We start from the raw sequence: 23,168 nt of genomic DNA, 5'->3' as shown, positions 1-23,168 counted from the left end.
TGATGGGGATGCCCCATGCTCCCTTGGGCCGCAGGTTCGGCGAACCACGTGGTTCACGTAGTCGTGACGACTCAGTCCGTGGGGAACCGTTCGGAGAGTTGCCTCCGGGAGGTGACACCCAGCTTCCGGAAGACCTTGCGCAGGTGATAGTCGACGGTGTTCACACTGATGAAGAGTGCCGCGCCGATCTCGGGATTCGTGCGACCGCTGGCGGCGAGACGCGCGACGGCGGACTCCTGCGGGGTGAGGTCGTCGGCCGATCGGGATGCATCAACACCGGCCCTGACGCCGGTCCCCTCCAGCTCACGGCGGGCGCGCCCGGCGAAAGCCGGTGCATGGCAGCGTTCGAAAATGAGGAGCGCCTTCTGCAGGTGCTCGCGGGCATCGTGGCGGCGCTTGCCGCGCCGCAACCACTCGCCGTACAGCAGGTGTGCCCGCCCCACATCGGCGACCAGCGTAGAGGCGGAGAGCTGCGCGATGGCTTCGAGATACAGCGCTTCCGCCCGGTCGTCCTCCGCCAGCAGAGCCGCGCTGCGCGCCGCCACCCCGCGGATCCACGGGGTGCCCGCGTGCCGAGCGAACTCCGCCAATCTGTCGACCGATCCTCGCACCTGCTCGGCATGGCCGCTTCGCACCGCGGCTTCGACGTACTCCGGCAACTGCTGATAAGTCACCTGCAGGAATTCGCGGGTGACCATCGGACGGAGTCTCTCGTAGGCGTCGCGGTAATGCCCGTCGGCGATGTCGCGGATGCTGACGCCCATCATCGCGATCGTCCACGCGCCTGCGAACCCGGTCACCAAGGCCCCGTCCGCGATCGACTCGACTTCTGCCAGCTGCGCGCCCGCCCATGCGAGGAACGCTGCGTTGACGACTTGCTCGGCGCTGTACCCGATGGCGCGCCGCAGCTCGCGGACCTGCTCGATGTAGCGGTCGGACGTCGCGGGGTCGCCGCGGACCAGTTCGACCAAGCCCAGCAACCACAGTGTGGTGTCGACCTCGCGCAGGCGCCCGCGGTCGCGTGCAGTCCGGAGGGACCTGTCGAGAAGCTCCACGCAGGCTCGGTCGTCCCAGAGCGCCATGGTCAGGGCGACACCGACCGTGCCGCTGTCGAACCCCTCGTCATCCATAGCGGAAAGGGCGGCCAGCGCGTCCCGCATGAGAGGCACGGCCTGCTCATACGGCAGCAGGATGTGTGCACTCAGTCCACGCAGGATGCGTGACATCGGGCCGTCGCGAACACCGACGCCGTCGGCAAGCCTCTTGCCGAGCTCGGGCAGCGTCACGTCTTGCGCCGCCCACTCCGCGACCAGCAGAATCTCGAACGCTCGGATGAGAGCGCGCTGCTCGAGCTCCGGCGCCGCCCCGTGGAACAGCTCCGCGGCGCGAAGCATGTGCGCCGCGCCGGTGACCACGCCCTCGCGGTCGGCGACGAAGAGGGCGACGAGCGCCTGCAGCTGCAAAACCCGGCCGCTGCTGACCGGGTCGAGACCGTCGATATCGATCTGATCGATCAGGTCGAGGGCCAGCGTCACGGCGCCCGCCTGTGCCGCCGCCTCGGCCGCGTTGAGCAGTCTCCCGCTGCGAAGAGACCCCCCGGTGGTCAGCTCGGCGGCGCGCGTGAGCAGTCGCGCCTGTGAGGCACTGCCCCCGCGTTCGCCCGCCGACTCGGCTGCCGACTCCAGCCGCAGGGCGATCGCTTCATCGGCCCCCGCGCTGGCGGCGGCGGCATGCCAGACCGCCAGATCGGCGCGCCCGACAGCATCCGATTCCGCGCGCAGCGCGTCGTGCACGCGACGCCGATCGGCGTCCGTCGCGGTGTTGTAGACGACGGACTTGACGAGCGAGTGGCGGAAGACCACCGCGTCGCGCACGGTGGCCAGCTGCGCGGACTCGACAGCTGTGGATGCGCCCGGGGCGAGCCCCAGGCGTCGGGCGGCCGACGTGATGAGCCCGATGTCGCCCACGGACTCGGCCGCGGCGAGGAGCAGCCAGCGCCGGGAATCCCGCGGAAGCCGTTCGATGCGCTGCACGTAGTGGGCTTCCAAACGAGACCCCACGGGCACGGGTTCTTGCGCGGCCCAGGAATGTGTCAGCTGCGCGGCCGTGAATTCCCGGGAGAGTTCCACGAGCGCGAGCGGGTTGCCGCCCGTCTGCTCCGCGACGCGGGTCGCCAGCAGCGGATCGAGAGGCACGGGCGCAGTCCGATTCAGCAGTTGCACCGACGACAGCGTGTCGAGTCCCTCGAGTTCGAGAACCGGGACACCCGCGGCAACGAGATCCACTCGGGCATCGGGACGGGCGACGAGAACCAGCAGAACCCGCTCGGCTTCGAGCCGCCGGGCGACGAACGCCAGCACTTCGAGCGACTCCGTGTCGACGAGGTGAGCGTCATCGACGAGGCAGGTGATCGGCTCGTGCTCGCCGGCGGCTGCCAGCAGCGACAGCATCCCGAGACCCACGAGGTAACGGTCCGGCGGCGGACCTTCGGCGATGCCCGCCGCGATGCGCAGAGCCATCGCATGCGTCGGCTGCAACGAATCGAGGTGGGCCGTGAGCGGCCGTCCGATGCGCTGCAGCACCGCGTAGGGCATCTCCGATTCGGCGTCGAATCCGTCTGCGCGCAGCACCCTCGTGCCCGGCGCCGTCCGCGCCAGCTCCGTCATCAGTACCGTCTTGCCGATGCCCGGGTCACCCCGGATGAGCAACGCCGCGCCGTGCCCGTTGCGCGCCGCAGCGGCCAGGGCACTCAAGCGCCCCAGCTCGGTCGCCCGGCCGACCACGACGGGATTGACGACGTCTATGGACGGCATGTTATTGAGCACCGGCCGGGCGTGTCACCTCTCCCACGCATCCTCACCGCGCAGCGCATGCTCGACCGGCTCGATGACCAGCTGACGTAGCGGGCGCCGCTGTCGCGGGACGTCAGCCGGCCCTCGTGAAGACGCCGAGCCCGTTCGGCTCCTGACCGGGCGCGGGGAACGTGTTGAAGTACGTCAGGGTGACTCCGGTGATCTGTCCACCCTCCCGGACGAAGACCGCCGAGGAAAGCGATCCGGGGAGCGCGTTCTCCCCCGTCGGCACGAACGACAGGGTGTCGCCGTCCCACGGAAGGATCTCGAACGTGTACCCGCCCTCGGGGCCGAGCGCGCCGGTCAAGGTGCCGTTCTCCTCTGTCACGACGAAGTCGCCGAAATAGGGGCTAGTGTAGGTGCCGACGTAGTCGCCGGCAGGGCCGGCCGCCGCGGCATCCGTCGGGGGCTCCTCGCCCACGAGGTCGCCCGCCGGGTCGGCGAAGTGCGCGAACTGGGCGGGCCACAGCTCCAGCCAGGGTCGCGTCTCTTCCCCGAACTGCACGAGGTCGACGAACTCCGAGGCGATCGCCTCGGGAACTCCCGACGGGGCTCCGTTCGTGAGCACGACGATCCCGATGTCGAGGTCGGGGATCATCGTGGCGTTGGTGGCGGTGCCCCACCCGAAGGCGCCGGAGTGGCTGATGCTCACGCGGCCGGCCACGGTGGTACCGACGTTCATGCCGAAGCCGTAGTGCGATGTGCGCGAGGTCAGGTTCTGGGCATCGCCGCCCGTGATCGAATGGGCGGAGTAGGTCTTCGCGAGCACGAGCGGGTCGATGAATTCCGCGCCGTCGACTTCGCCGCCCGCCAGCACCATGGTCATCCACTTCGCGATGTCGCCGGCGGTGGAGGCGACGCCACCCGCGGGAGCCTCGGCGTCGGCGTCACGGTCGAACAGCTGCTCGTACTGACCCTCTCCGGTGCGCGCGTGCATGGCCGCACGATCCTCCGCGGCGAGGTACTCGTCGTGGACGGTTGTCGTGGACGTCATGCCGAGCGGATCGAACAGCAACTCGTGCGCCGTCTCGGCCCAGGACTGGCCGCGCGACGCCGCGACCGCCTCGGCGCCCACCGTCAGCCCGAAGTTCGAGTACTGATACGTGTCGCGGAACGATGCCAGGGGAATCTGGTCCATGTGGGCCATGATGTAGTCGACGTCGAAGCCGATGTCCTCGAGGTCGTCGCCGCCACCGGTCGGGATGCCCGTGCGGTGCGAGAAGAAGTCGGCGATCTTCGCATGCTCGCTCACGTACGGATCCTTCAGCGCGAAGTCCGGGAGGTACTCGATGACCGGATCTTCCCACGACAGATCGGCGTCGTCGGTGATCGCCTTGGCCACGACGCTCGACGAGAGCGGCTTCGACAAAGACGCGATCTGGAACACGGTGTCGACGTCGACGGGCTCGTTTGTCGTCACGTCCCGCACGCCGTATCCCTCTTCGAACACGACCTCGCCATTCGAGACGACGGCGACTGCCGCGCCGGGCACTCCGGTCTGCTCGAGCGCCTTCTCGATGAACTCGGGAAGCGCATCGACGGCCGCGGACACTGCCGTGTCGCGATCCGTGTAGAGATCGACGACGTCCTGGCTGGGCGCCTGCCCGAGGGCGACGGGCAGCCCGCTCGCTGACGACTCGCTGTCGTCCGCCTCGAAGGTGCACCCCGTGATTCCCAGCGCGAGTGCTGCCACCGCCGAGACGGCGACGAAGCGGACGATGCCCTTGCTCGTGCTGCTGCTCATACCGTTCACGTCACTGGCTCCCCCGTTGTCTGTCGCTGGCGGACCCATGACTCCCTATTCCCGCATACGAAGCCATGGGCCCCGAGTCCCCCCACAGTCGTCAGTGTGGCTGGACGGAAGCGGACATCACAAGCTCCGCTTCCGGCCATGACCTCAAGAGGACGTCCGGATGCGGTCACATGCGTCATGATGGTGTCCACGCGTGCTCCGGAGGTCGACATGGACGATAGGGCCCTTCTCGAACTGATCTATCGCAGCCGCCCGCAGACGGTGGCGGAGCTCGCCACCACCGCGCACGCCGATGAGGGTGACACCGCCGAAGCCGTTGCGCGGCTCGCGCGGGAAGGCGCGGTCTCGGTGCGCGACGGCGCGATCGCGTATGCGACGCCGGCGGTGTGGACGGCCGATGTCGTCGAAAGCGAGATCCGTGCGATGCGGCAGAAGGCAGACCAGGCCGCGACGCAGATCGAGGCACTCGTCGCAGATCTTCCAGGCCTGCTGCGCCACTGGGCCGTGGGCGAAGCATCCGGCGACGTCGTTCCCGTCTTCGTGCGACACGGACCGCGGGCGGCAGAAGACCTCTGGTATGACATCGCACGGGAGCAGAGCGACACGGCCTGGGCGGTACTTCCCGATCTCGGACGCTTCCTGCAGACCGATCCCGCGCGCGCCAGCCGGTTCGCCGAGGTGTTCGCCGGCAAGCGGTCGGTGCGAGCGCTCGTCCCGCGTTCCATGGCCGAGGACGCTCGGCTCGTGGCGATCGCCGAGCGCTACGGGGCCGTCGGCGTGGAGTTCCGCCTGCTCGACGACCTGCCCAGTTGGTTCTGGATCGACGGGGAGGTGCTCGCGCTGCCGATCGAGTGGGGCGAGGGATGGCCGTCGAGCGTGATCGGGCTCCGGAGCGCGTCGCTCGCCGAGCTGGGGCGAAGCCTGTACCGCGAGCTCTGGCGTCGCGGCGAGCCGATCGGCGGTGTGGAGCAGCCGTGGACGCCACTCCTTGCGCTGATGAAGCAGGGCGTCACGCTCGATGCTGCATCCCGCAGGCTCGGGATCAATCCGCGCACGGGCCGGCGACGCATCGCGGCGGCGATGGAGCAGTACGGGGTGTCGACGCTGTTCGCCCTGGGAGTGGCGTGGGCCGCGGACGGGAAGCCCACCGTGCGCTGAGGGGCGCCCCGAGAGACGCGAACACGAGTGCGCATCGCGCTCACCCTCAGGCATGCGCAGAACCGCGAGATCTCGCCGGCGGGCTCGACGTCGACCTGCCCCTGTCCGCCGTCGAGATCCGCACGATCGGCGGGGCGACGCGGCACGCATCCGACCCGGACGCCGTGGGCGCCCGCTCCACGCAGCACCTGCTGAATGTCTATGCCGCGCCGGTGCACACGCTCACCGACGAGGTGCGCCTGGCCGCCGCCCGCTCGGTGCTCGACGCGACCGCGCCCTGGCACGCGCCGACTCCGCTGGTGAACTTCGTGGGACGCGCGAACGCTCCGGATGCCTTCGCCAACGCGTGGAGCGCCGACCAGCGCACGCGGCTCGACGACGCGCGAAGCGCGCACGATCCGGGTGGGGTCTTTATGCGGCGCTGAGTCGGAACAGTGCGCAGCCCTATTCCGGTGAGCTGCCTGAACCGGAATAGCAGCCACGCGTATCTCTCAGCGCCTCGGAGACGTATCGCGACCGTGTCAAGGGCGTGCGCATCGCGGGGTCACCCCGCTACCGTGGCCGACGCAGCGCGGGGAGGCCGGTTGCCGACGTAGCGATCAGGGAGACACGCATGAGCGACGACAAGGCCCGGATCTCGCTCGCCGGCTCGGTCTCGCTCGGCACCGGCGTCATGATCGGCGCCGGCATCTTCGCGCTCGTCGGCCAGGTCGCCGGCCTCGCGGGCGACTGGTTCCCCCTCGCCTTTCTGCTGGGCGCGATCGTCGCGGGTGCGAGCGCCTACTCCTACATCCGATACTCCAGCGTCAACCCGAGTTCGGGCGGCATCGCGATGCTGCTGAAGGATGCCTACGGCCCGGGTGTGATCGCCGGCTCCTTCTCGCTCTTCATGTACGTGTCGATGGTCGTCGCCGAGAGTCTGCTCGCCCGTACGTTCGGCACGTACCTGCTCCGGCCCTTCGGCCTGCAGGACTCGGCCGTGCTCGTGCCGCTGCTCGGCGTGATCGTGATCGCCGCCGCCGCGATCGTGAATCTCGTCGGCAACCGGCTGGTCGAGGCATCCGCCACCACCACGGCCGTGGCGAAGATCCTGGGCATCGCCGTCCTTGCCATCGCCGGAATCGTCGGCACCGCCGTCGCAGGTGACGGGCTCTTCGCCCACGCCTCGGGTGATGCGCCCGACGTGTTCGGTCTGTTGGCGGGCACGACCCTGTGCGTGCTGGCCTACAAGGGCTTCACGACGATCACCAATCAAGGCGACGATATCCGCGACCCGAAGAAGAACATCGCCCGCTCGATCATGATCTCACTCGCGATCTGCGCGGCCCTGTACCTGCTCATCACGATCTCCGTCGCCTCGAGCATCGGCGCGGAGGGCGCGACCGACGCCCGCGACTACGCGTTGGCGCAGGCGGCCGAGCCGCTGTTCGGGTCGTGGGGTGTGGGAATCACGGTGGCGATCGCGGTCGTCGCGACCGTTTCGGGGCTGCTCGCGAGCCTCTACTCCGTTTCTCGGCTGTTCGCGATGCTGCAGGACATGCGCCAGGCGCCGGCGCTGCCCGCGAAGGTGCACCACCAGCCGCTGATCATCACGGCGGGCCTCGCGATCGTCACGACCGCATTCCTCGACCTTACGCAGATTGCCTCGATGGGCGCCCTGCTGTACCTGACGATGGACATCGCCGTGCAGTGGGGCGTCATCCGGCATCTGCGTCAGAAGATCCACGCGGTGCGCTGGCTGCCGGTGCTCACGATCGTCCTCGACCTCGCGATCCTGATCCCCTTCACCATCCTCAAGATCCAGGATGACCTGCTCACGGTCGTCGTCGCCGCCGCGGTGGCCGCAGCGATCTTCGTCGGCCAGGTGGTTGCCGTGAAGGCTCGGGAGCGCTCAGCCTGACGTGCCTTGATGGGATGCCGCAGTCAGAGAAGCGGCGCTAGCCGGCCTCGTGTGGGCGTAGACGGGATGACGCGTCGCCCTGCTTCCGACCTCCTGCAGAGAGGATACGACCGGCGCCGACGCTCCTCGTCGGCCTTCAGGATGCCGTTCTTCACGGCCGTGCGGATGATCAGGGAGAACACCCACAGCGTGAGCGCGAGCATCCCGAGGTACAGCACGATCGCGATGAGTAGTCCGACGGCCCCCGCCGTCGCACTACTCGCAGGCGAGTCCGTCCCCGTCGCCGTCGCCGTTGTTTCCGGTGCCTAACGCGAACCAGTCGTAGATCGCCGCCTCGGCGGGATCGTCGCGGTCGAACGGCCCGGTCGGATGCCCGACCTCGTTGCGTGAGAGCTTCGTGCACGACGAGTACGCCTGCCACCAGCTGTCGCCGAGCGACGGAGCGGGCACCATCTCGCCCTGGCAGGCGGCCGTGACCACGTTGCGGCCCGCATCCAGCACGGCGGTCTGCGCCGCGCGGTATTCGGCCTCGAGCGGATGCGCCGGGTAACCGTCGCTCGAGTCGTATCGCGCCACCGCATTGCCGGCATCGATCTGCACGCGGCCGAGATCTGTGCCGTCGGCCGTGGCGACGCTGCGCAGCATCCGGCCGTAGTCGTCCCGGTCGTTCTGGGCGGCCGGCAGCGAGAGCACCAGCGGATCGCCGACGGAGACGAGACGTCCCAGAGCGGCGGATGCCTCGTCGTAGCCGCATTCACCGCGTTCGGGAGTGTCGATCCCGATGATGCGCACGATGCCCGCGCTGGTCTCGATCGTGTCGCCGTCGATCACCGCGGCGAACGCGACGGTTTCGGCGGTCGCGGGCGGCGGTGGGGAGGCGGATGCCGGGGCGGTCGCAGCAGGAGCTGGAGTGCAGGCGGCGAGTGCAAGAACGATCCCCATCGCTCCGACAAACGGGAATGCTGAGACTCGCCGGAAGACCACGTCTCACTCTCTCAAAGTCGGCCGGCCGGGATGAGCTGCGACGCACCTGGGCAGAAGGTCGAGGGTAGTGGGCACGTGTCCGCGGGCGCTGTCGTTGACACACCAGGAGCTGGATGCTGCCACCAACCGACTGGAGGCACACCTCCGCGTGGCGAGGTGAGCGGCGTGCAGATACTCAGGCGATCAGGCGAACCAGCCGGTCGGCCCGACGTCACCGCCCCTGCGGGGCACGTACTGGTCGAAGTACACCCGCGAGATCAGCTCGCGGCGGCTGCGCACGCGCATCCCGGCAGCGGCGATGCTCTCTCTGCACATGGATCCGCCCGAGCCATCGGGTGCGGTCGCCCACCACGCACTGGTCGCCGAGCTTTCGGATGCTGCGATCGACGCTCTGCTCGCGGTCGCCGGCCCCGAGGCTCAGAGCCTGGTCATGTCTGTCGAGTTGCGGCACCTCGGCGGCGCCCTGGCCGCACCCCAGGGCGGCGCGACCTCGCGACTCGACGCGGCCTACCTGCTGTTCGCCCTGGCGATGGCGCCCACCCCGGAGTTCGTGGCCGCGGGCACCGAGGCCACCCGAGCTGTGGTCGCCGCCCTCGCCCCGTGGGCTTCGCGGCAGCACTTCCTCAACTTCGCCGACCACACGATCGACGTCGAGACCGCGTTCGACGCCGAGTCCTGGGAGCGACTGGTGCGCGTGCGCGAGTCGGTCGACCCCGATCGCGTCTGGGTGGCCGCCCACCCCGTTGGCGCCGCGTGACCCGCCCATCCGAACCATCCGGCCCATCAGCATCCCCGAGAACCGGTCGACACCGTGACGGCGCGGCTCTGAATCAGCCGTGCTGATCCGGTCGGCGCGCGAACAAGGGTCTTGTTGCACACGTTCTTCCGTAACCTGGCGGAATGAATCGCCCTGGGTTTCGTTCCTATCGGTTTCCCTGTCCAGCGATCGCTAGTTGGGCTGATTCTTGGCCAGCGTAGTACGCGGCCTCGACCTCGGCGGGGGTGCGGTAGCCGAGCTCGCCGTGGAGGCGGGAGTTGTTCCACCACCACACGTATTCGAGGGTCGCGAGTTCGACCTGCTCGATGGTCCGCCAGGGTCCGCGACGGCGGATCAGTTCGGTCTTGTAGAGCCCGTTGACCGCTTCGGCGAGGGCGTTGTCGTAACTGTCGCCCGCGGTCCCTGTGGAGGGCTTCGCGCCGATCTCGACGATCCGGTCTGTGTAGACCACGGAGAGGTAGTTCGACCCGTGATCGGCGTGATGGACGAGGTCGTCGAGGGGGCCGGTCGCGGTGAACGCAGCCATGTTCAGCGCTTGCAGCGGCAGCACGTCGGCCTTCAGCGTCGACGCGACGTTCCAGCCGACGATCTTCCGGGAGAACACGTCGACCACGAACGCGACGTACGCGAATCCCGCCCACGTCGCGACATACGTGATGTCCGCGACCCACAACCTGCGCGGCGCGGGCGCGGTGAAGTTCCGTTTCACGAGGTCCTGCGGCTGCGGGATCGTCGGATCGGGCTTCGTCGTGAACACCTTCTTCGACCGCTTCACCCCACGCACTCCCGCCAGCCGCATCAGGCGGGCGGTCTGGTCGCGGCCGACGTCCCAGCCCTGCCGGCGCAGCAGCGCATGCATCTTCCGCACGCCATAGACGCCGTAGTTCTCCGCGTGCAGCCGCGCGACCTCGGGCACGAGCGACTCGTCTTTCAGTTGCCGCGCCGACGCCGGGCGGGCTTTCGCGGCCCGATACCCGCGGGACGTGAGGAACCCTCGCACCGCGTCCTTGAGGACGCGGCAGATGAGCTCGACCCCGAACTGATCCCGGTGCATGTCGATGAACCGGATCATCTCGTCGAGGGGCGGTCGAGCTCCTTCGCGAAAAACACGCTCGCAGCCTTGAGCACCTCGTTCGCCTTCCGCAGCTCCGCGTTCTCCCGCCGCAGCCGCTTGTTCTCCTCGGCGACATCGGTCGGCACGCCCGGACGCTCGCCGGCGTCGACCTCCCGGCGACGGTGCCAGACCCGCAGCGTCTCGGCGCTCATCCCGAGCAGGTCCGCAACATGCCGTACCGCGGCCATCAGGTTCGGGTGGTCGGGCTTGGCCTCATCCAGCATCCGCAGCGCACGCTCACGCATCTCCGGTGAATACTTCTGGTTCATCAGGTTCCATCCTTACTTCAAGAACGGAACGAAACCCAGCGCGATTCACACTGAACACAGCGCACGGTCTTCGTCTCGCGCGCGTAGATCCCGTGTTGCCCCGCGGGCAGCTCGGTGCCGCAGAGCCGACAAGTGCCTGCGTAGCGCAGACGCATGCGCTTTTCAGCCGCAACCGGTTCGCTCACCACGGGCTGACCGTATCACCGGCATTCGACGCCCCGTGCGAAAGAGCGAGCAAAGCGCGGGTCGGGCGCGATCAGAGGCAGGATGCTGTCGCGCAGGCGTTTGCGCTCACCGACGTCGCCGTCGCCGGTATATGGGAAGTCGTCCGCCGCGATCTTGCCCGTCGATCGCGGCGGCAGCACGAGGTCGATCGGTCCGCGCGCCGGGCGAGCAGTCTCGACTACCACTTATTGCGCTACTGGAAGACCTCGATGAGACCTGCCGGGTGATGCCCCGCGACGGGTACGGGCAACGCCCGGCACGCCAAGAATGCGCTGACTGGCATGCTTGAAGAGCACGCGCCCGCGCATGGCTCGATGCAGGCTGAAACCGGAGGACCCGTCGATGGACATATGGGGCGTGCACAACGACTCGCTCACGACCGAACTCGTGGACGACGGATTCATCAGCGTGGGATGGGACGGCCTTCCGGACTTGACCACTATCCCGAACGGTCGAGAGGGACTGAAGAAGGCCTTGACCAAGCACGACCCCGACGCGAAACCGCGATCCATCGCGGGCCAGGCAGGCGTCCTCTTGAGGTTCCGCGACGAGATGCAGCAGGGTGATTTGGTCGTCGCACCGTACAAGCCCGAATCGACAATCAACCTGGGCGTTGTCACCAGCGAGTACTACTACGAACCCGGCGCCGTCACCCACCGCCATCGCCGACGAGTCGAGTGGCGCAAAGTTGGACTTCCGCGGACAGTGTTCTCGCAGTCCGCGCTATATGAAATCGGTTCGGTACTTACAGTGTTCCGAATCCGTCGCCATGAACAGGAGTTCTTGACCGCCTTCCACAGCGCGGAGGGCTCGGTAGACGACCTCGCAGAGGCCGTAGACCACGTCGTCGACAAGACCGAAATCGACGGCGAGAGCGACGAACCGCGCGCCTCCCGGATCGAAAGGCACACACGGGATTTCGTGCTTGAGACCCTTCATAGAGATTTGACCCACCGCGAGTTCGAAGAGTTCACCGCCGCGCTGCTGAGAACGCTCGGCTATCAAGCTCGCGTGACGCCCTTCTCCCAAGACGGCGGTGTTGATGTCATCGCACATCGAGACCCCCTTGGCGTCGAGCCGCCCCAGCTGAAGGTGCAATGCAAGCACCGGACAGCCACCGTGAGCGCTCCTGAAGTCCAGCAGTTGATCGGAACACAGGGCGTGGGCGACCTGTCGATATTCGTCACGCTCGGAGGCTACTCGCGCGACGCACTGGCAATCGAACGCCAGCGAACGGGGCTGCGGCTGCTCTCCGGCGAGGATGTCGTCAGCCTCGTCCTCGACAACTACGCGGATCTCCCGGAGATCTGGAAGGCCGTCCTGCCTCTCGCGCGCATCCTCGTCGTGGCTGACAGCGTGGGGACCTGAGTGATGTTGCTGAGATCGACCATCGAGGTGCACGTCCTTACATTTCGGGCCCGCCCACGAAACAGAGGATTCTGGGGCGATGATTGAGCCTTGGGCGCCTTTCTTGGCATTGCTGGGCGTTGTGGTCGGCGCGCTAGTCGGATTCGCCACCCAGCGTTACGCCTCACATCAAGCGCGGCGACAGCGTCGACGAGAGGACTTCATTTCCGCCGCGGCGGACTTCGCGACAGCCGCCTCCCAACTCATCCAGGTCGAGTACAACCGCGCGAAGCGCCGTCTCTCGTCGGAGGACGGTGAGTTGAGGGCACGAGCGCGTCAAGACGCCTACGATCAGCGGACCCGGACAAGCTCAGCTCTCTACCGGCTACGTCTCGTGAGCGATCCCGAGAGCGACGCCGCACTCATTGCCTCGGCTGAAGATGTGATCAGGATTTGTCGGGAGGTTTCCGCGGAGCCGAGGTCAATGTCCGACCTTGGCGCGAGGAACCGGGCTGCACGCGAGGCCCTGGATCAGGTGATCACAGATCTGACAAGTCGAGTCCTGAAGATGTAGCGCCATTCGCGTAATCCTCATCCCCGCTCGACCTCGTCCCGCGCCTCCCCGAAATCCCATCGCGAACCGGCACCTTCGCGTTCGAGGCGAGTCGCCCTAGCTGCCCCTCGTTGGTATAGAGGGCTGAGTCTGTCTTGATTGTCGGTGGCCATGGAAAACTGCCCGTAGGCGGTCACGAGACCTGCCCGTAGGTGGCCAGGAGAACTGCCCGTTGGTGGCCATGAGTTCTGCCCACGTCTGATGGTTCCGCCCCGCGCGTCGTCGCGATGGTGGGGCCCCTTCCCGGTTCGATGACGGGTGCTTAGGTCGTCGTCGCCCGGGAAGGGGCTGTGTTGAAGTCTGACGGAGAAGTCATGGAGATTCTGGAAGCGTTCGATGCGACGGGGTCGTATCGGGCTGCGGGGCAGCTCGCGGGTTGCTCTCATCACACGGTCGCCGCGTATGTCGCGGCGCGGGACGCGGGCCGGCCTGTCGGCGCTGCGGCGCGCAGGCCGCGCGTCATCGACGAGTTCCTGCCGAAGGTCGAGGAGTTGGTCGAGAAGACGAAGGGCAAGGTTCGGGCCGACAAGGTCCACGAGGTGCTGACCTCGATCGGGTTCGAAGGGTCGGAGCGGTCGACCAGGCGGGCGGTCGCTGCGGTGAAGGCGTCGTGGCGGGCGGGGAACCGTCGGGTGCATCGGCCGTGGGTCACCGAGCCGGGGCTGTGGTTGCAGTACGACTTCGGCGACGGGCCCGTGGTCGGCGGGGTGAAGACGGTGCTGTTCGTCGCCTGGCTCGCGTTCAGTCGGTTCCGGGTGGTGATCCCGATCCGCGACAAGACCCTCCCGAGCGTGTTCGCCGCGTTGGATCGGACGTTCCGGGCGGTCGGGGGCGCGCCGACGTATGTCCTCACCGACAACGAGAAGACGGTCACCACGATGCATATCGCGGGGGTCCCGGTCCGCAACGCGCAGACGGTGTCGTTCGCCGCGCATTACGGGGTCACGGTGCTGACCTGTCAGCCCGCGGACCCGGCCTCGAAGGGTGGCGCGGAAGCGTCGGTGAAGCTCGCGAAAGCGGACCTGGTGCCCACCGATGCGAACCTCCGCGACCAGTACGCCTCATTCGGCGAACTCGAGGCGGCCTGCGACGCGTTCATGGACGACGTCAACGGGCGGGAGCACCGGGTGACCAAGCGGCGCCCGGTCGAGATGCTCGCTGAGGAGCAGCAGCGGCTGCACCCGGTCCCGGGTCGTGCTCACACCATCGCGTTCGGAGTGTCCCGGCGGGTCGGGGAGAACACGCCGATGGTCGCGTTCGAGAACGGGCAGTATTCCGTCCCGCACCTGCTGATGGGCGCGGAGGTGTTCGTCCGTGTCCAGGGCGCCGCTGACTCCGAGCGGGTCGTGATCGTCCACCACGGCATCGACGGGCCCGTCGAGGTCGCCCGACACGACCGCGCCCGCCCCGGGACCCCCAGGATCGACGACGCCCACTTCCCCGCCCAGCCGGGGGTGAAGGTTCCCGGCGACTACACGATCAAGGCCCGCAGCACCGAGGAGGCGGAGTTCCTCGGTATCGGTCACGGCGCCGCGGCCTGGCTGCTCGAGGCCGCAGCGGCCGGGACGCAGCGGATGAACCAGAAGATGCGGGAAGCCGTCCAGCTCGCCCGGATCCACGGGATCGAGGTCGTCGACGAAACCCTCGGCACCGCAGCCGCGTATGGCCGGTTCGATACCGGTGATCTCACGTCGATCCTCGGCAGCCGGATCACCGCGACGCCGGCGAGAGCGGCGTCGGAGACCCGGTCGCTCGCGCAGGGCACGTCCGGGTGGGCCGCGATCGGCCAGCCGCGGGGTGTGATCGTCCCCGTCGTCGAGATCATCGCGACGGACGAGGAGGACGAGCTGTGAGCGTCGCGACCCCTGCCGCCCCGCCGATCCCGGCCGAGTTGGAGCAGACCATGCGGCAGCTGAAGATGCCCTACGCCCGCGGCATCGCACCCGACGTGTTCGCGACCGCAAGGGCACAACGCTGGGAACCCGCGGAGGTTGTCAAAGCACTCCTCGACGCCGAGATCGCCGGCCGGTCCCGGTCCATGCTCGCCGCCCGCCGCAAGGCCGCCGGGTTCCCCACCGGGAAGACCTTCGACTCCTGGGACCAGTCCCTGTCGACGATCCCGGCGCCGACCCAGCAGGCGTTGCGGACCCTGGAATGGGTGCACCGGCGGGAGAACCTCGTGATCTGCGGGCCCGCCGGGACAGGGAAGACGTTCTTCCTCGAAGCGCTCGGCCAGCACGCCGTCGAACAAGGCCTCCGCGTCGCGTGGTTCCGGCTCGAGGACCTCGGCGCGCTGATCCGCGCGCACCGCGTCGACGACACCGTCACCCGCACCGTCGCCCGGATCCTCCGCGCCGACCTCGTCGTCGTTGACGACATCGGTCTACTCGGCGTCGGCGACGACGCCGCGGAAGGCCTCTACCGGCTCGTCGACGCCGCCTACGAGAAACGATCGATCGCGATCAGCTCGAACCTGCACCCCTCCGGGTTCGACGAGCTCATGCCCAAGACCCTCGCGACCGCGACCGTCGACCGGCTCCTCCACCATGCCCACCTCGCGCAGACCACCGGCGAGTCCATCCGCCTCGCGCAGGCCCTCGCCGGCACGGGGGTGACCCCCATGACCTGACCCGGCGGGACTGCCTCACGCGGCCAGGGCCACCACAACCCGGTGGGCAGAACTCCTGGCCGCGAATGGGCAGTTCCACTGGCCACCAGCGGGCACTTCCGCTGGCCGCCTATGGGCAATTCCTACTGGCCGTTGACACTTGATGCTCAAAATGCGCGGGGCAACCCTCACGAGCAGCGCCGCAGGAGCCGAGCCCCTTCGCTACTCTGCCAATGGGCAGAAAGCTCACTTCAATCAAGATCTGGGGGACAGATGACTGATACGCCGACGGCCGGATGGTATCCGGCGCCGCACGCCAACAATGAGATTCGGTACTGGGATGGTCAGCGATGGGCGGAATCCGCACCACCCGCGGCGGCACACACGACGACGCTGACCGAACACGCACCGTCGGGCTCTGGGCCAAGCCCCTCGCGAGGACAGGCGAAGGGCCTCGCGATCACGGCACTGGTCCTCGGTATCGTCGCGTTCTTGACCAGTCTGATTCCGTGGCTTGGGCTCGCTGTCGCCGTCGCGGCGGTCGTCCTTGGAATTTTCGCGCTGGCCAAGCGGCAGCCCAAAGGCATGGCAGTTACCGGGCTTGCGCTCGGCGGAATTGCGCTCATCGCGGCGCTGGTCATCACAGTCGCGTTCTCTGCATTCGTGAGCACGGCCTCCACCTCGAGCGCCTCGGTCGCGGAAGTCGGCGACGAATCTGCGAACGCGGCGGATACGGAGGGCGACGCGGTCGCGGGCGCGCCGGATGCGGAGCAATCCGCTGCGGAACCGTCCGATGCGGAGCCCGAACAGCCTTCCGCTGACGGAACAGCCCAGAATCCTCTCTCTCAACCGTATGTAGCAGAAGGGTGGCTCGGAGGCGAGAACTACAGTCTCACTGGCCGGATCATGGATCCGAACGCTAACGCGCTTGTCGAGGGCTGGAACCAGTTCAACTCCGATGCCCCGGCCGGCTTCAAGTACGTCGTCGTAGAACTCACCATGACTGGAATCAACCCCGACGGCGTCGAGCCGTCCCTGGCGGAGTTGGATCTCTATCTCGCCACTGACGAAGGCAATCGATACTCGAGTGAGTTCATCGTGCTGGGCGACGGCATGGCTTCTATGTCAGACGGCCCGACTCTCTACCCAGGCTCTGTCTTCACGGGGTATACGGCGTACATCGTGCCCGAGGCCGCTCAGTCATTCATGCTCTACGACAACGGAAGATACATCTCGTTCTGACATCTCGCGACACCGGGGGCGGGTCCCATTCCAAAGCCGGGCCCCCACTACTGAGTCGGTCGGTTAACGGTGGCGCACTGTGCCCCTGGAGGGACTCGAACCCCCAACCCTCTCCTTAGGACGGAGCTGCTCTTCCATTGAGCTACAGAGGCTGACCCCGAAAGTCTACCGGCCGAGGTCACGCCAACCGCGAGCGCAGCTGCGGACCCGAGCCTCGACACGCCGGACAAGCGCGCCGACACGCCGGGGCAGCGGCCGACGCGTCCGCACCTGTGCATGCGCACGCCGCGCGCCGCGCGACGCACGCGCAAGCCGAGCCCGGCCCGCAGTCCAGACCTCACGCCGCGAGCGCCAGGTACGGCTCCCACCGCGGGTCGGCACGCTCGGTGCCACGCACCGTCCACTGCGCGCCGTGGGGAGGACGCGGCGTGATCCGCAGCTCCCAGTTCATCTCGGCGGGCGTCCGATCACCCTTGACGTTGTTGCAGCGCAGACAGGCGGCCACGAGGTTCTCCCACGAGTCCGCTCCCCCGCGCGAGCGCGGGAGCACGTGATCGATCGTCGTCGCCCCCTTGCCGCAGTACCCGCAGCGATGCCCGTCGCGGCGCAGCACCCCGCGTCGGGTGACGGGCACACGGCGCGACTGCGGCACGCGCACATAGCGGGTGAGCACGATCACCGCCGGCCGGTCGAGCGCCCCGCGCACACCCCAGACGGGGTCGCCCTCGGCGCACTCGATGATGGTGGCCTTGGCGTTCATGACGAGCACCAGGGCTCTCTTGAACGAGACCACGGCCAGTGGTTCGTATCCTGCGTTCAGCACCAGAGTGCGCATCGGGTGTCCTCTCGAATAGCCCGTGACGGCTTCAGCGGTATTCGAATCAGCGACGCGCGAACTCGCGAGAGAGGATTTCGGGCGCAAAAAAGGCGCTGTCTACAGACAGCGCCCAGTCACCACGGCAGAACCGCGGCAGGTGTGCACACGATGCCGAAGGACATAACGACCTTGCGCATTCCTGGTTCGAATGCGGGGTTTCATATCCATCGGCTCCCCCCTTCGCTCGCTCACGCGTTCGGGGTCAGGTTACATCACTCCAGCGACCGCCAGATCCAACGGCCGGTGAACAGCCTCGTGTCGCAGCATCCACTCATCCGACACCCCGCGACAAGCCGAGGGGATGCTGCGGCCCGGTCGATCAGCTGCCGTAGGCCCCGAGCCACGGCATCGGGTCGACCTTGGTGTTGCCGACGAACACCTCGAAGTGCACGTGGTTGGCGGTGGAGTAACCGGTGCTGCCGACCCCGCCGATCACCTGACCCTTGCTCACCGTCTCGCCCGGCGACACCGTGCGCGTGCCGTACGACATGTGCGCGTACAGCGTGCTGATGCGCTGCCCGTCGATGACGTGCTCGATGCGCACGTACGCGCCGTACCCGCCGCCGCCACCCTCCGTGGACTGGCTGACGACGCCGTCGGCCGAGGCGTAGATCGGCGACATCGCCGGCGCCAGCATGTCGACACCGCGGTGGCTGCCCCCGCGCGCGCCGTAGCGGTCGCTGATGTTGGTGATGTTGCGCAGCGGCCAGCTCAGCGCTCCGCTGCCGGCCGGGATGCTGCTGAGGTCGATGTTGGCGCTTCCGCCCGACGCCGCCGCGGCCCGAGCCCTGGCGGCTGCGGCCTCCTCGGCCTTCTTCTTGGCGATCTCATCGGGGGTGGTCGCGGCGTACGAATGGCGGGTGAGCGCGGAGTCCGCGACATCGGAGGCGACGACGAGCGTCTGCGCTCCGTCTTCGGCCAGCTGCTGCAGCGTCGTCGACCCGCTCTCGGGCTGCCATGCAGCGTACGCGGGGATCGCGACCGTCGCGACGAGCCCGGTCACGGCAGCGATCGTCAGCACGCTGCGCACAGGACCGCGTCGGCTGCCGCCCGCACGATCGCTCGACGTGCGGACGCCGCGTGCGGTCGCGTCGGTCACGCCCGAGGCAGCGCCATCGAGCGGGCGCGCGGGAGCCTTCTTCGCCAGAGGATTGCGCATATCAGCCCGCGTTCGCCGCAAGCCAGCCCTCGGCATCCACGCGCGTGCCGTCGACGTGGATCATCAGGTGCAGGTGCGTGCCGAACGCCAACCCGGTGTCGCTGACCTGGCCGATCATCTGGCCGGCACTGACCGTGGCGCCCGCGCTGACCGTGCGGCTGCCGGGCAGCATGTGCCCGTACACCGACTGCACGGCGTGGCCGTTGATGTTGTGCATGATCGTGATCGTGACGCCGAGGCCACCGCCACCATCGCTGGATGCTGTCACCACGCCGTCGGCGACGGAGTAGATGGGTGTGCCGCGCCCGACCATGTAGTCGGTGCCGCGGTGGCCTGCGTAGGGCGCCCCGAAGTTGTTGAAGTACGGAAGCGGACGGCGCACGACACCCGAGCCGGGAGCGACGAGGGGAACACCCGCGGGCACGGCGTAGGAGCCACCGCTCGAGCTCGATGAGACGGCGGCGGCGCGCGCGGCGGCAGCAGCCGCGGCAGCCGCGGCAGCGGCCTCTTCGGCCTTCTTCTGCGCGATCTCGTCGGGAGTGGTCGCGGCGTAGGAGCCGCGGGTCAGGGCGGAGGACTCGACCTCGGAGGCCACGACCAGCGACTGCGCACCCTCGGCGGCCAGCTGCTGCATCGTCGTGGTCGCCTCCTGCGGCTGCACGGCGGCGTAGGCGGGGATCGCGACCGTCGCGACGAGACCGGTGACGACCGCGATGGTGAGGATGCTGCGCACGGGACCACGGCGTGCGGCCCGCGGCGGCTTCGGCGCCGGAGAGGTGACGGCGACCGCGGTACGCGCGGGACGAACCGCGCGGGAGAGGGAGAAGATGCCGGCCGCGCGCCGCGCAGGCTGTGCTCCGTCGTTCAGGCGGTGCGCCTGCGCGTCGGGTTCGCCTTCAGGCGTCTGGTCGTGTGCAGCCAAGCTGGTCCTCCGGCCCCTGCGCCCTCGGGTGGGCGGCGGTTCGTCGGCACGATCGGGCGTGGATTCAGCCGACTCGGGTGACGAACCTGTGGGGCGTACGTGTCGGGTTCCGTCGACTGGCTTCTCGTCGGCGGACTTTTCGAGGGTACCGGAAGGTAACGATTCTGTCACTTCCGTGGCGGCCGCCCTGTGGACGGCGGCCTCCAGGACCGAGAAGAGGAGGAAGGATCGCGACCGGCGCGCGGGCGCGTCAGGCGGTGGTGTCGACCAGGAAGATGTGAGCCGCGACCTCGATCGGAAGCTCGAGCCCCTCGTCGGAGCCGTCCATCTCCACGAGCACGTAGCCCTCGTTGTAACGGTAGCGACCGCGCGCCCCCGGCATGACCCCGGCGCCGCGCAGCTGCTCGAGAAGTTCGGGATCGACCTGGGCGGGCTCGGCCAGGCGCCGGACGGTGCCCTCGATCGGACCGCCCACCTCGTTGAGGTGACGCACGAGACCCACGACACCCTGCGCGAACGTGGCCGCGGGCACGTCGCCCAGCTGGTCGAGACCGGGGATGGGGTTGCCGTAGGGCGACTCGGTGGGGTGACCGAGCAGCTCGACGAGCCGGCGCTCGACCTGCTCGCTCATCACGTGCTCCCAGCGGCAGGCCTCCTCGTGCACGTACGCCCAGTCGAGGCCGATGACATCCGAGAGCAGGCGCTCGGCGAGTCGGTGCTTGCGCATCACGTCGACGGCCTTCTGCCGGCCCGCGTCGGTGAGCTCGAGCCGCCGGTCGTCGGAGACGACGACGAGCCCGTCGCGCTCCATGCGCCCCACCGTCTGCGACACGGTCGGCCCGGAGTGGCCCAGGCGCTCGGAGATGCGCGCGCGCAGCGGAACGATGTTCTCCTCTTCGAGCTCGAGGATCGTGCGCAAATACATCTCGGTGGTGTCGATGAGATCGGTCATGCGGGTGCGTTCCTTGCTCTGCGAGGTATGTAGGCAATCCTAACCCGGGCAGCCGACACGAAGCCCGGCGCCAACGGGCCACGACCCTAGAATCGTGCCATGCCCCACGTGACGCTGCCCACTGAACTCCTGCCCGTCGACGGACGATTCGGATGCGGCCCCTCGAAGGTGCGCGCGGCGCAGCTCGAGGCGCTCGCCGGCCCCGGCGCGTCGCTGCTCGGAACCTCGCACCGCCAGGCGCCCGTCAAGAACCTGGTCGGCGATGTGCGCCGCCTCCTCGGCGACCTCTTCTCGCTGCCCGAGGGTTACGAGGTGCTGCTGGGCAACGGCGGATCCACCGCCTTCTGGGACGCCGCCGCCTTCGGCCTCATCGACAAGCGCGCCCAGAACCTCGTGTTCGGCGAGTTCGGCGGCAAGTTCGCCGCCGCAGCCAAGGCCCCGTGGCTCGAGGCGCCGGACGTGCGCAAGGCCGAGCCCGGCACCCGCGCGGTCGCCGAGCCCCTCGAGGGCGTCGACGTCTACGCGTGGCCCCACAACGAGACCTCCACCGGTGTCGCCGCCCCCGTCACCCGCGTTGCGGGCGACCCCGGCGCGCTCACGGTGGTCGATGCCACGAGCGCCGCCGGCGGCATCTTCGTCGACGTCAGCCAGAGCGACCTCTACTACTTCGCGCCGCAGAAGAACCTCGGCTCCGACGGCGGCCTGTGGTTCGCCGTCGCCTCCCCCGCGGCCATCGAGCGCATCGAGCGCATCGCCGCTTCCGACCGCTACATCCCCGAGTTCCTCAGCCTCAAGAACGCCGTCGACAACTCGCGGCTCAACCAGACGCTGAACACGCCGGCCGTCGCCACGCTGTTCATGCTGCGCGAGCAGCTGTCATGGATCAACGACCAGGGCGGGCTCAGCTGGGCCGCCCAGCGCACCGCCGAGTCGTCCCAGGCTCTCTACGACTGGGCGAGCGCGTCTGCCGTCGCCACGCCGTTCGTCGCCGAGCCCGGCGACCGCTCGCCCGTCGTCGTGACGATCGACTTCGACGACAGTGTGGATGCTGCGGCAATCGCCGCCTCGCTGCGCGCAAACGGCATCGTCGACACCGAGCCCTACCGCAAACTCGGGCGCAACCAGCTGCGCATCGCGACGTTCGTCTCGATCGACCCGGACGACGTGCGCCAGCTGATCCGCTGCGTGGACTACACGCTCGAGCACATCTGATCTGCGCACCCGGGTGCGGCCGACGCCGCGCCCGGGTGAGGCGTCAGCGCTCGCTCAGCTCGCCGTCGCCGAGGTCGTCCTCGTCCGAGAGGAACGCGTCGTCGTCGAGCTCGTCGGAATCGTCGTCGGAATCCGAGTCTTCGTCGTCGTCGGAATCGTCGTCGCCCGAGTCGTCATCGTCGTCGTCGTCGTCCGAGTCGTCCTCGGAATCGTCGTCGTCCGAGTCGTCGTCCGAGTCGTCCTCGTCATCCTCATCGTCGTCCGAGTCGTCCTCGTCGTCGTCCGAGTCGTCCTCGGAGTCCTCGTCGAACCCGTCGATGTCGACGCCGTCGACATCGCCCGAGTGCAGGATCGGCGATCCGTCGTCGTCGAAGTCGGCAGCATCCAGGTCGTCGACGTCGTCGAGCCCCTCATCGCCCTCCGCGTCGCCCTCGGCCTCGCGCTCGGCGGCGACCTGCGCCTGATGCGCCTGGTAGTCCGCGAGGCGCACGGCCCACGGCACCCACTCGGGCGCCACGAGCGCACTCTCGCCGGGCAGCAGCTCGACCTCGAGCACGGTGGGCGCCTCGCCCTCGACACGGGCGAGGGAGACGGTCCAGAACCAGCCCGGGTATCCCGGCATCCGGTTGGCGAACAGCAGCGACACCACGCCGTCGGCCTCGACACGGTGACCGACGGGGTCGCCGATCGTGTGGGCGTGGGTGATCTCGCGCAGGGCAGCCAGAGCGACGTCGTGCGCCTCGAGCAGCGCGGGATCGGCCTCAGGCGTCGAGTTCATCGGCGACCTTGCGCAGCACCGCGGCGACCTTCTTGGCGTGCGAACCGCTGGGGTAGCGGCCGCGGCGCAGATCCCCGCCGATGCCGTCGAGAAGCTTCACGAGATCCTCGACGATGATCGCCATGTCGTCGGCGGGCTTGCGCTTGGCCTTGACCAGGCTGGGCGGCGCCTCGAGCACACGCACCGACAGCGCCTGCAGCCCGCGCTTGCCGTCGGCGACGCCGAACTCGAGCCGCGCGCCGGTCTTGGGCGGCGCGGACCCTGCGGGCAGGGCCGTGGCGTGCAAGAAGACGTCCTGGCCGTCATCCGTCGTGATGAAGCCGAACCCCTTCTCTTCGTCGTAGAACCTGACCTTGCCGGTGGGCATCGCAAAACCTCGCTGATCGGGCGCCTGTGGGCGCGAAAACAAGGGGCCACGAACGCCC

General features: G+C 68.5%; 21 protein-coding genes and 1 tRNA gene. 9 read left to right on the top strand and 13 right to left on the bottom strand.

What is annotated here, in order from left to right; genetic code table 11:
* Positions 1-71: 71 nt before the first annotated feature.
* Together AB2L57_RS05435 and AB2L57_RS05430 are read right to left on the bottom strand one after the other, a co-directional pair.
* The gene (locus AB2L57_RS05435) at positions 72-2,813 is read right to left on the bottom strand and encodes an AAA family ATPase (RefSeq protein ID WP_409048246.1); all 2,742 of its coding nucleotides are present in this window, start codon (positions 2,811-2,813) and stop codon (positions 72-74) included.
* Positions 2,814-2,925: 112 nt separating this feature from the next.
* Positions 2,926-4,596 carry a serine hydrolase gene (locus tag AB2L57_RS05430; RefSeq protein ID WP_292815528.1) on the bottom strand — a complete coding sequence of 557 codons (1,671 nt, stop codon included), beginning with the start codon at positions 4,594-4,596 and terminating at the stop codon, positions 2,926-2,928.
* A 219-nt stretch (positions 4,597-4,815) separates the two neighbouring features.
* Here AB2L57_RS05430 and AB2L57_RS05425 point away from each other — a divergent pair, with 219 nt between their 5' ends.
* The 3 genes from AB2L57_RS05425 (at position 4,816) to AB2L57_RS05415 (ending at position 7,663) form a co-directional block, all read left to right on the top strand.
* Positions 4,816-5,763 carry a hypothetical protein gene (locus AB2L57_RS05425; protein ID WP_292815525.1) on the top strand — a complete coding sequence of 316 codons (948 nt, stop codon included), beginning with the start codon at positions 4,816-4,818 and terminating at the stop codon, positions 5,761-5,763.
* On the top strand, positions 5,730-6,188 hold the full coding sequence (locus tag AB2L57_RS05420) for a hypothetical protein (RefSeq protein ID WP_409048245.1): 459 nt from the start codon (positions 5,730-5,732) through the stop codon (positions 6,186-6,188). Before AB2L57_RS05425 ends, AB2L57_RS05420 begins: the two co-directional genes overlap by 34 nt.
* Before the next feature lie 188 nt (positions 6,189-6,376).
* On the top strand, positions 6,377-7,663 hold the full coding sequence (locus AB2L57_RS05415; RefSeq protein ID WP_409048244.1) for an APC family permease: 1,287 nt from the start codon (positions 6,377-6,379) through the stop codon (positions 7,661-7,663).
* A 255-nt stretch (positions 7,664-7,918) separates the two neighbouring features.
* Here the strand turns inward: AB2L57_RS05415 and AB2L57_RS05410 are convergent, their stop codons facing one another.
* Positions 7,919-8,605 (bottom strand): thermonuclease family protein, encoded by a 687-nt coding sequence (locus tag AB2L57_RS05410; protein WP_292815739.1) that lies wholly within the window; start codon positions 8,603-8,605, stop codon positions 7,919-7,921.
* A 225-nt stretch (positions 8,606-8,830) separates the two neighbouring features.
* Positions 8,831-8,962 carry a hypothetical protein gene (locus tag AB2L57_RS05405; RefSeq protein ID WP_292815742.1) on the bottom strand — a complete coding sequence of 44 codons (132 nt, stop codon included), beginning with the start codon at positions 8,960-8,962 and terminating at the stop codon, positions 8,831-8,833.
* On the opposite strand from AB2L57_RS05405, the gene AB2L57_RS05400 reads away from it, so the two are divergent.
* Positions 8,961-9,404 carry a BBE domain-containing protein gene (locus AB2L57_RS05400; RefSeq protein ID WP_292815745.1) on the top strand — a complete coding sequence of 148 codons (444 nt, stop codon included), beginning with the start codon at positions 8,961-8,963 and terminating at the stop codon, positions 9,402-9,404. The two genes, AB2L57_RS05405 and AB2L57_RS05400, sit on opposite strands and share 2 nt — an antisense overlap.
* A gap of 166 nt (positions 9,405-9,570) precedes the next feature.
* Here the strand turns inward: AB2L57_RS05400 and AB2L57_RS05395 are convergent.
* Positions 9,571-10,808, bottom strand: a protein-coding gene (locus tag AB2L57_RS05395) for an IS3 family transposase (RefSeq protein ID WP_409047706.1) whose coding sequence is annotated in 2 segments (ribosomal slippage) — positions 9,571-10,529 and positions 10,529-10,808 — 1,239 coding nt in all. Because the reading frame shifts where the segments join, the coding sequence is not laid out codon by codon here.
* 200 nt (positions 10,809-11,008) lie between these two features.
* Positions 11,009-11,218: a hypothetical protein gene (locus AB2L57_RS05390; RefSeq protein ID WP_409048243.1), complete on the bottom strand. Its 210-nt coding sequence runs from the start codon at positions 11,216-11,218 to the stop codon at positions 11,009-11,011.
* Between the two features lie 100 nt (positions 11,219-11,318).
* On the opposite strand from AB2L57_RS05390, the gene AB2L57_RS05385 reads away from it, so the two are divergent.
* From AB2L57_RS05385 to AB2L57_RS05370, 4 genes are all read left to right on the top strand, one after another.
* Positions 11,319-12,401 carry a restriction endonuclease gene (locus tag AB2L57_RS05385; RefSeq protein ID WP_409048242.1) on the top strand — a complete coding sequence of 361 codons (1,083 nt, stop codon included), beginning with the start codon at positions 11,319-11,321 and terminating at the stop codon, positions 12,399-12,401.
* A gap of 885 nt (positions 12,402-13,286) precedes the next feature.
* A complete protein-coding gene (istA, locus tag AB2L57_RS05380) occupies positions 13,287-14,846 on the top strand; it encodes an IS21 family transposase (RefSeq protein WP_409046926.1) in 1,560 nt (519 codons plus the stop codon).
* Positions 14,843-15,622, top strand: a complete 780-nt coding sequence (gene istB, locus AB2L57_RS05375) for an IS21-like element helper ATPase IstB (protein WP_198159083.1) — start codon at positions 14,843-14,845, stop codon at positions 15,620-15,622. Before istA ends, istB begins: the two co-directional genes overlap by 4 nt.
* Before the next feature lie 252 nt (positions 15,623-15,874).
* On the top strand, positions 15,875-16,843 hold the full coding sequence (locus tag AB2L57_RS05370) for a DUF4190 domain-containing protein (RefSeq protein WP_409048241.1): 969 nt from the start codon (positions 15,875-15,877) through the stop codon (positions 16,841-16,843).
* Between the two features lie 80 nt (positions 16,844-16,923).
* Here the strand turns inward: AB2L57_RS05370 and AB2L57_RS05365 are convergent.
* From AB2L57_RS05365 to AB2L57_RS05345, 5 genes are all read right to left on the bottom strand, one after another.
* Positions 16,924-16,995 (bottom strand) — tRNA-Arg (locus AB2L57_RS05365).
* Positions 16,996-17,180: 185 nt separating this feature from the next.
* The gene (locus tag AB2L57_RS05360) at positions 17,181-17,678 is read right to left on the bottom strand and encodes an HNH endonuclease (RefSeq protein ID WP_292814008.1); all 498 of its coding nucleotides are present in this window, start codon (positions 17,676-17,678) and stop codon (positions 17,181-17,183) included.
* 361 nt (positions 17,679-18,039) lie between these two features.
* Positions 18,040-18,879, bottom strand: coding sequence for a M23 family metallopeptidase (locus AB2L57_RS05355; protein ID WP_292814006.1), 840 nt, complete (start codon positions 18,877-18,879; stop codon positions 18,040-18,042).
* A 1-nt stretch (position 18,880) separates the two neighbouring features.
* Positions 18,881-19,801, bottom strand: coding sequence for a M23 family metallopeptidase (locus AB2L57_RS05350; protein ID WP_292814003.1), 921 nt, complete (start codon positions 19,799-19,801; stop codon positions 18,881-18,883).
* 250 nt (positions 19,802-20,051) lie between these two features.
* Positions 20,052-20,753 carry a metal-dependent transcriptional regulator gene (locus tag AB2L57_RS05345; RefSeq protein WP_292814000.1) on the bottom strand — a complete coding sequence of 234 codons (702 nt, stop codon included), beginning with the start codon at positions 20,751-20,753 and terminating at the stop codon, positions 20,052-20,054.
* Between the two features lie 99 nt (positions 20,754-20,852).
* Here AB2L57_RS05345 and serC point away from each other — a divergent pair, with 99 nt between their 5' ends.
* Positions 20,853-21,965, top strand: a complete 1,113-nt coding sequence (serC, locus tag AB2L57_RS05340) for a phosphoserine transaminase (protein WP_292813998.1) — start codon at positions 20,853-20,855, stop codon at positions 21,963-21,965.
* Between the two features lie 43 nt (positions 21,966-22,008).
* Here serC and AB2L57_RS05335 read toward each other — a convergent pair whose 3' ends face one another.
* Positions 22,009-22,743 (bottom strand): DUF3027 domain-containing protein, encoded by a 735-nt coding sequence (locus AB2L57_RS05335; RefSeq protein ID WP_292813995.1) that lies wholly within the window; start codon positions 22,741-22,743, stop codon positions 22,009-22,011.
* Positions 22,727-23,110, bottom strand: coding sequence for a cold-shock protein (locus AB2L57_RS05330; protein ID WP_292813993.1), 384 nt, complete (start codon positions 23,108-23,110; stop codon positions 22,727-22,729). Before AB2L57_RS05330 ends, AB2L57_RS05335 begins: the two co-directional genes overlap by 17 nt.
* Positions 23,111-23,168: the final 58 nt, after the last annotated feature.

It is taken from the genome of Microbacterium sp. HA-8 (genome assembly GCF_046111165.1).
GTDB lineage: Bacteria > Actinomycetota > Actinomycetes > Actinomycetales > Microbacteriaceae > Microbacterium.
The sequence above is the reverse complement of the archived record's forward strand: the minus strand, read 5'-3'. Positions and strand labels throughout refer to the sequence as shown.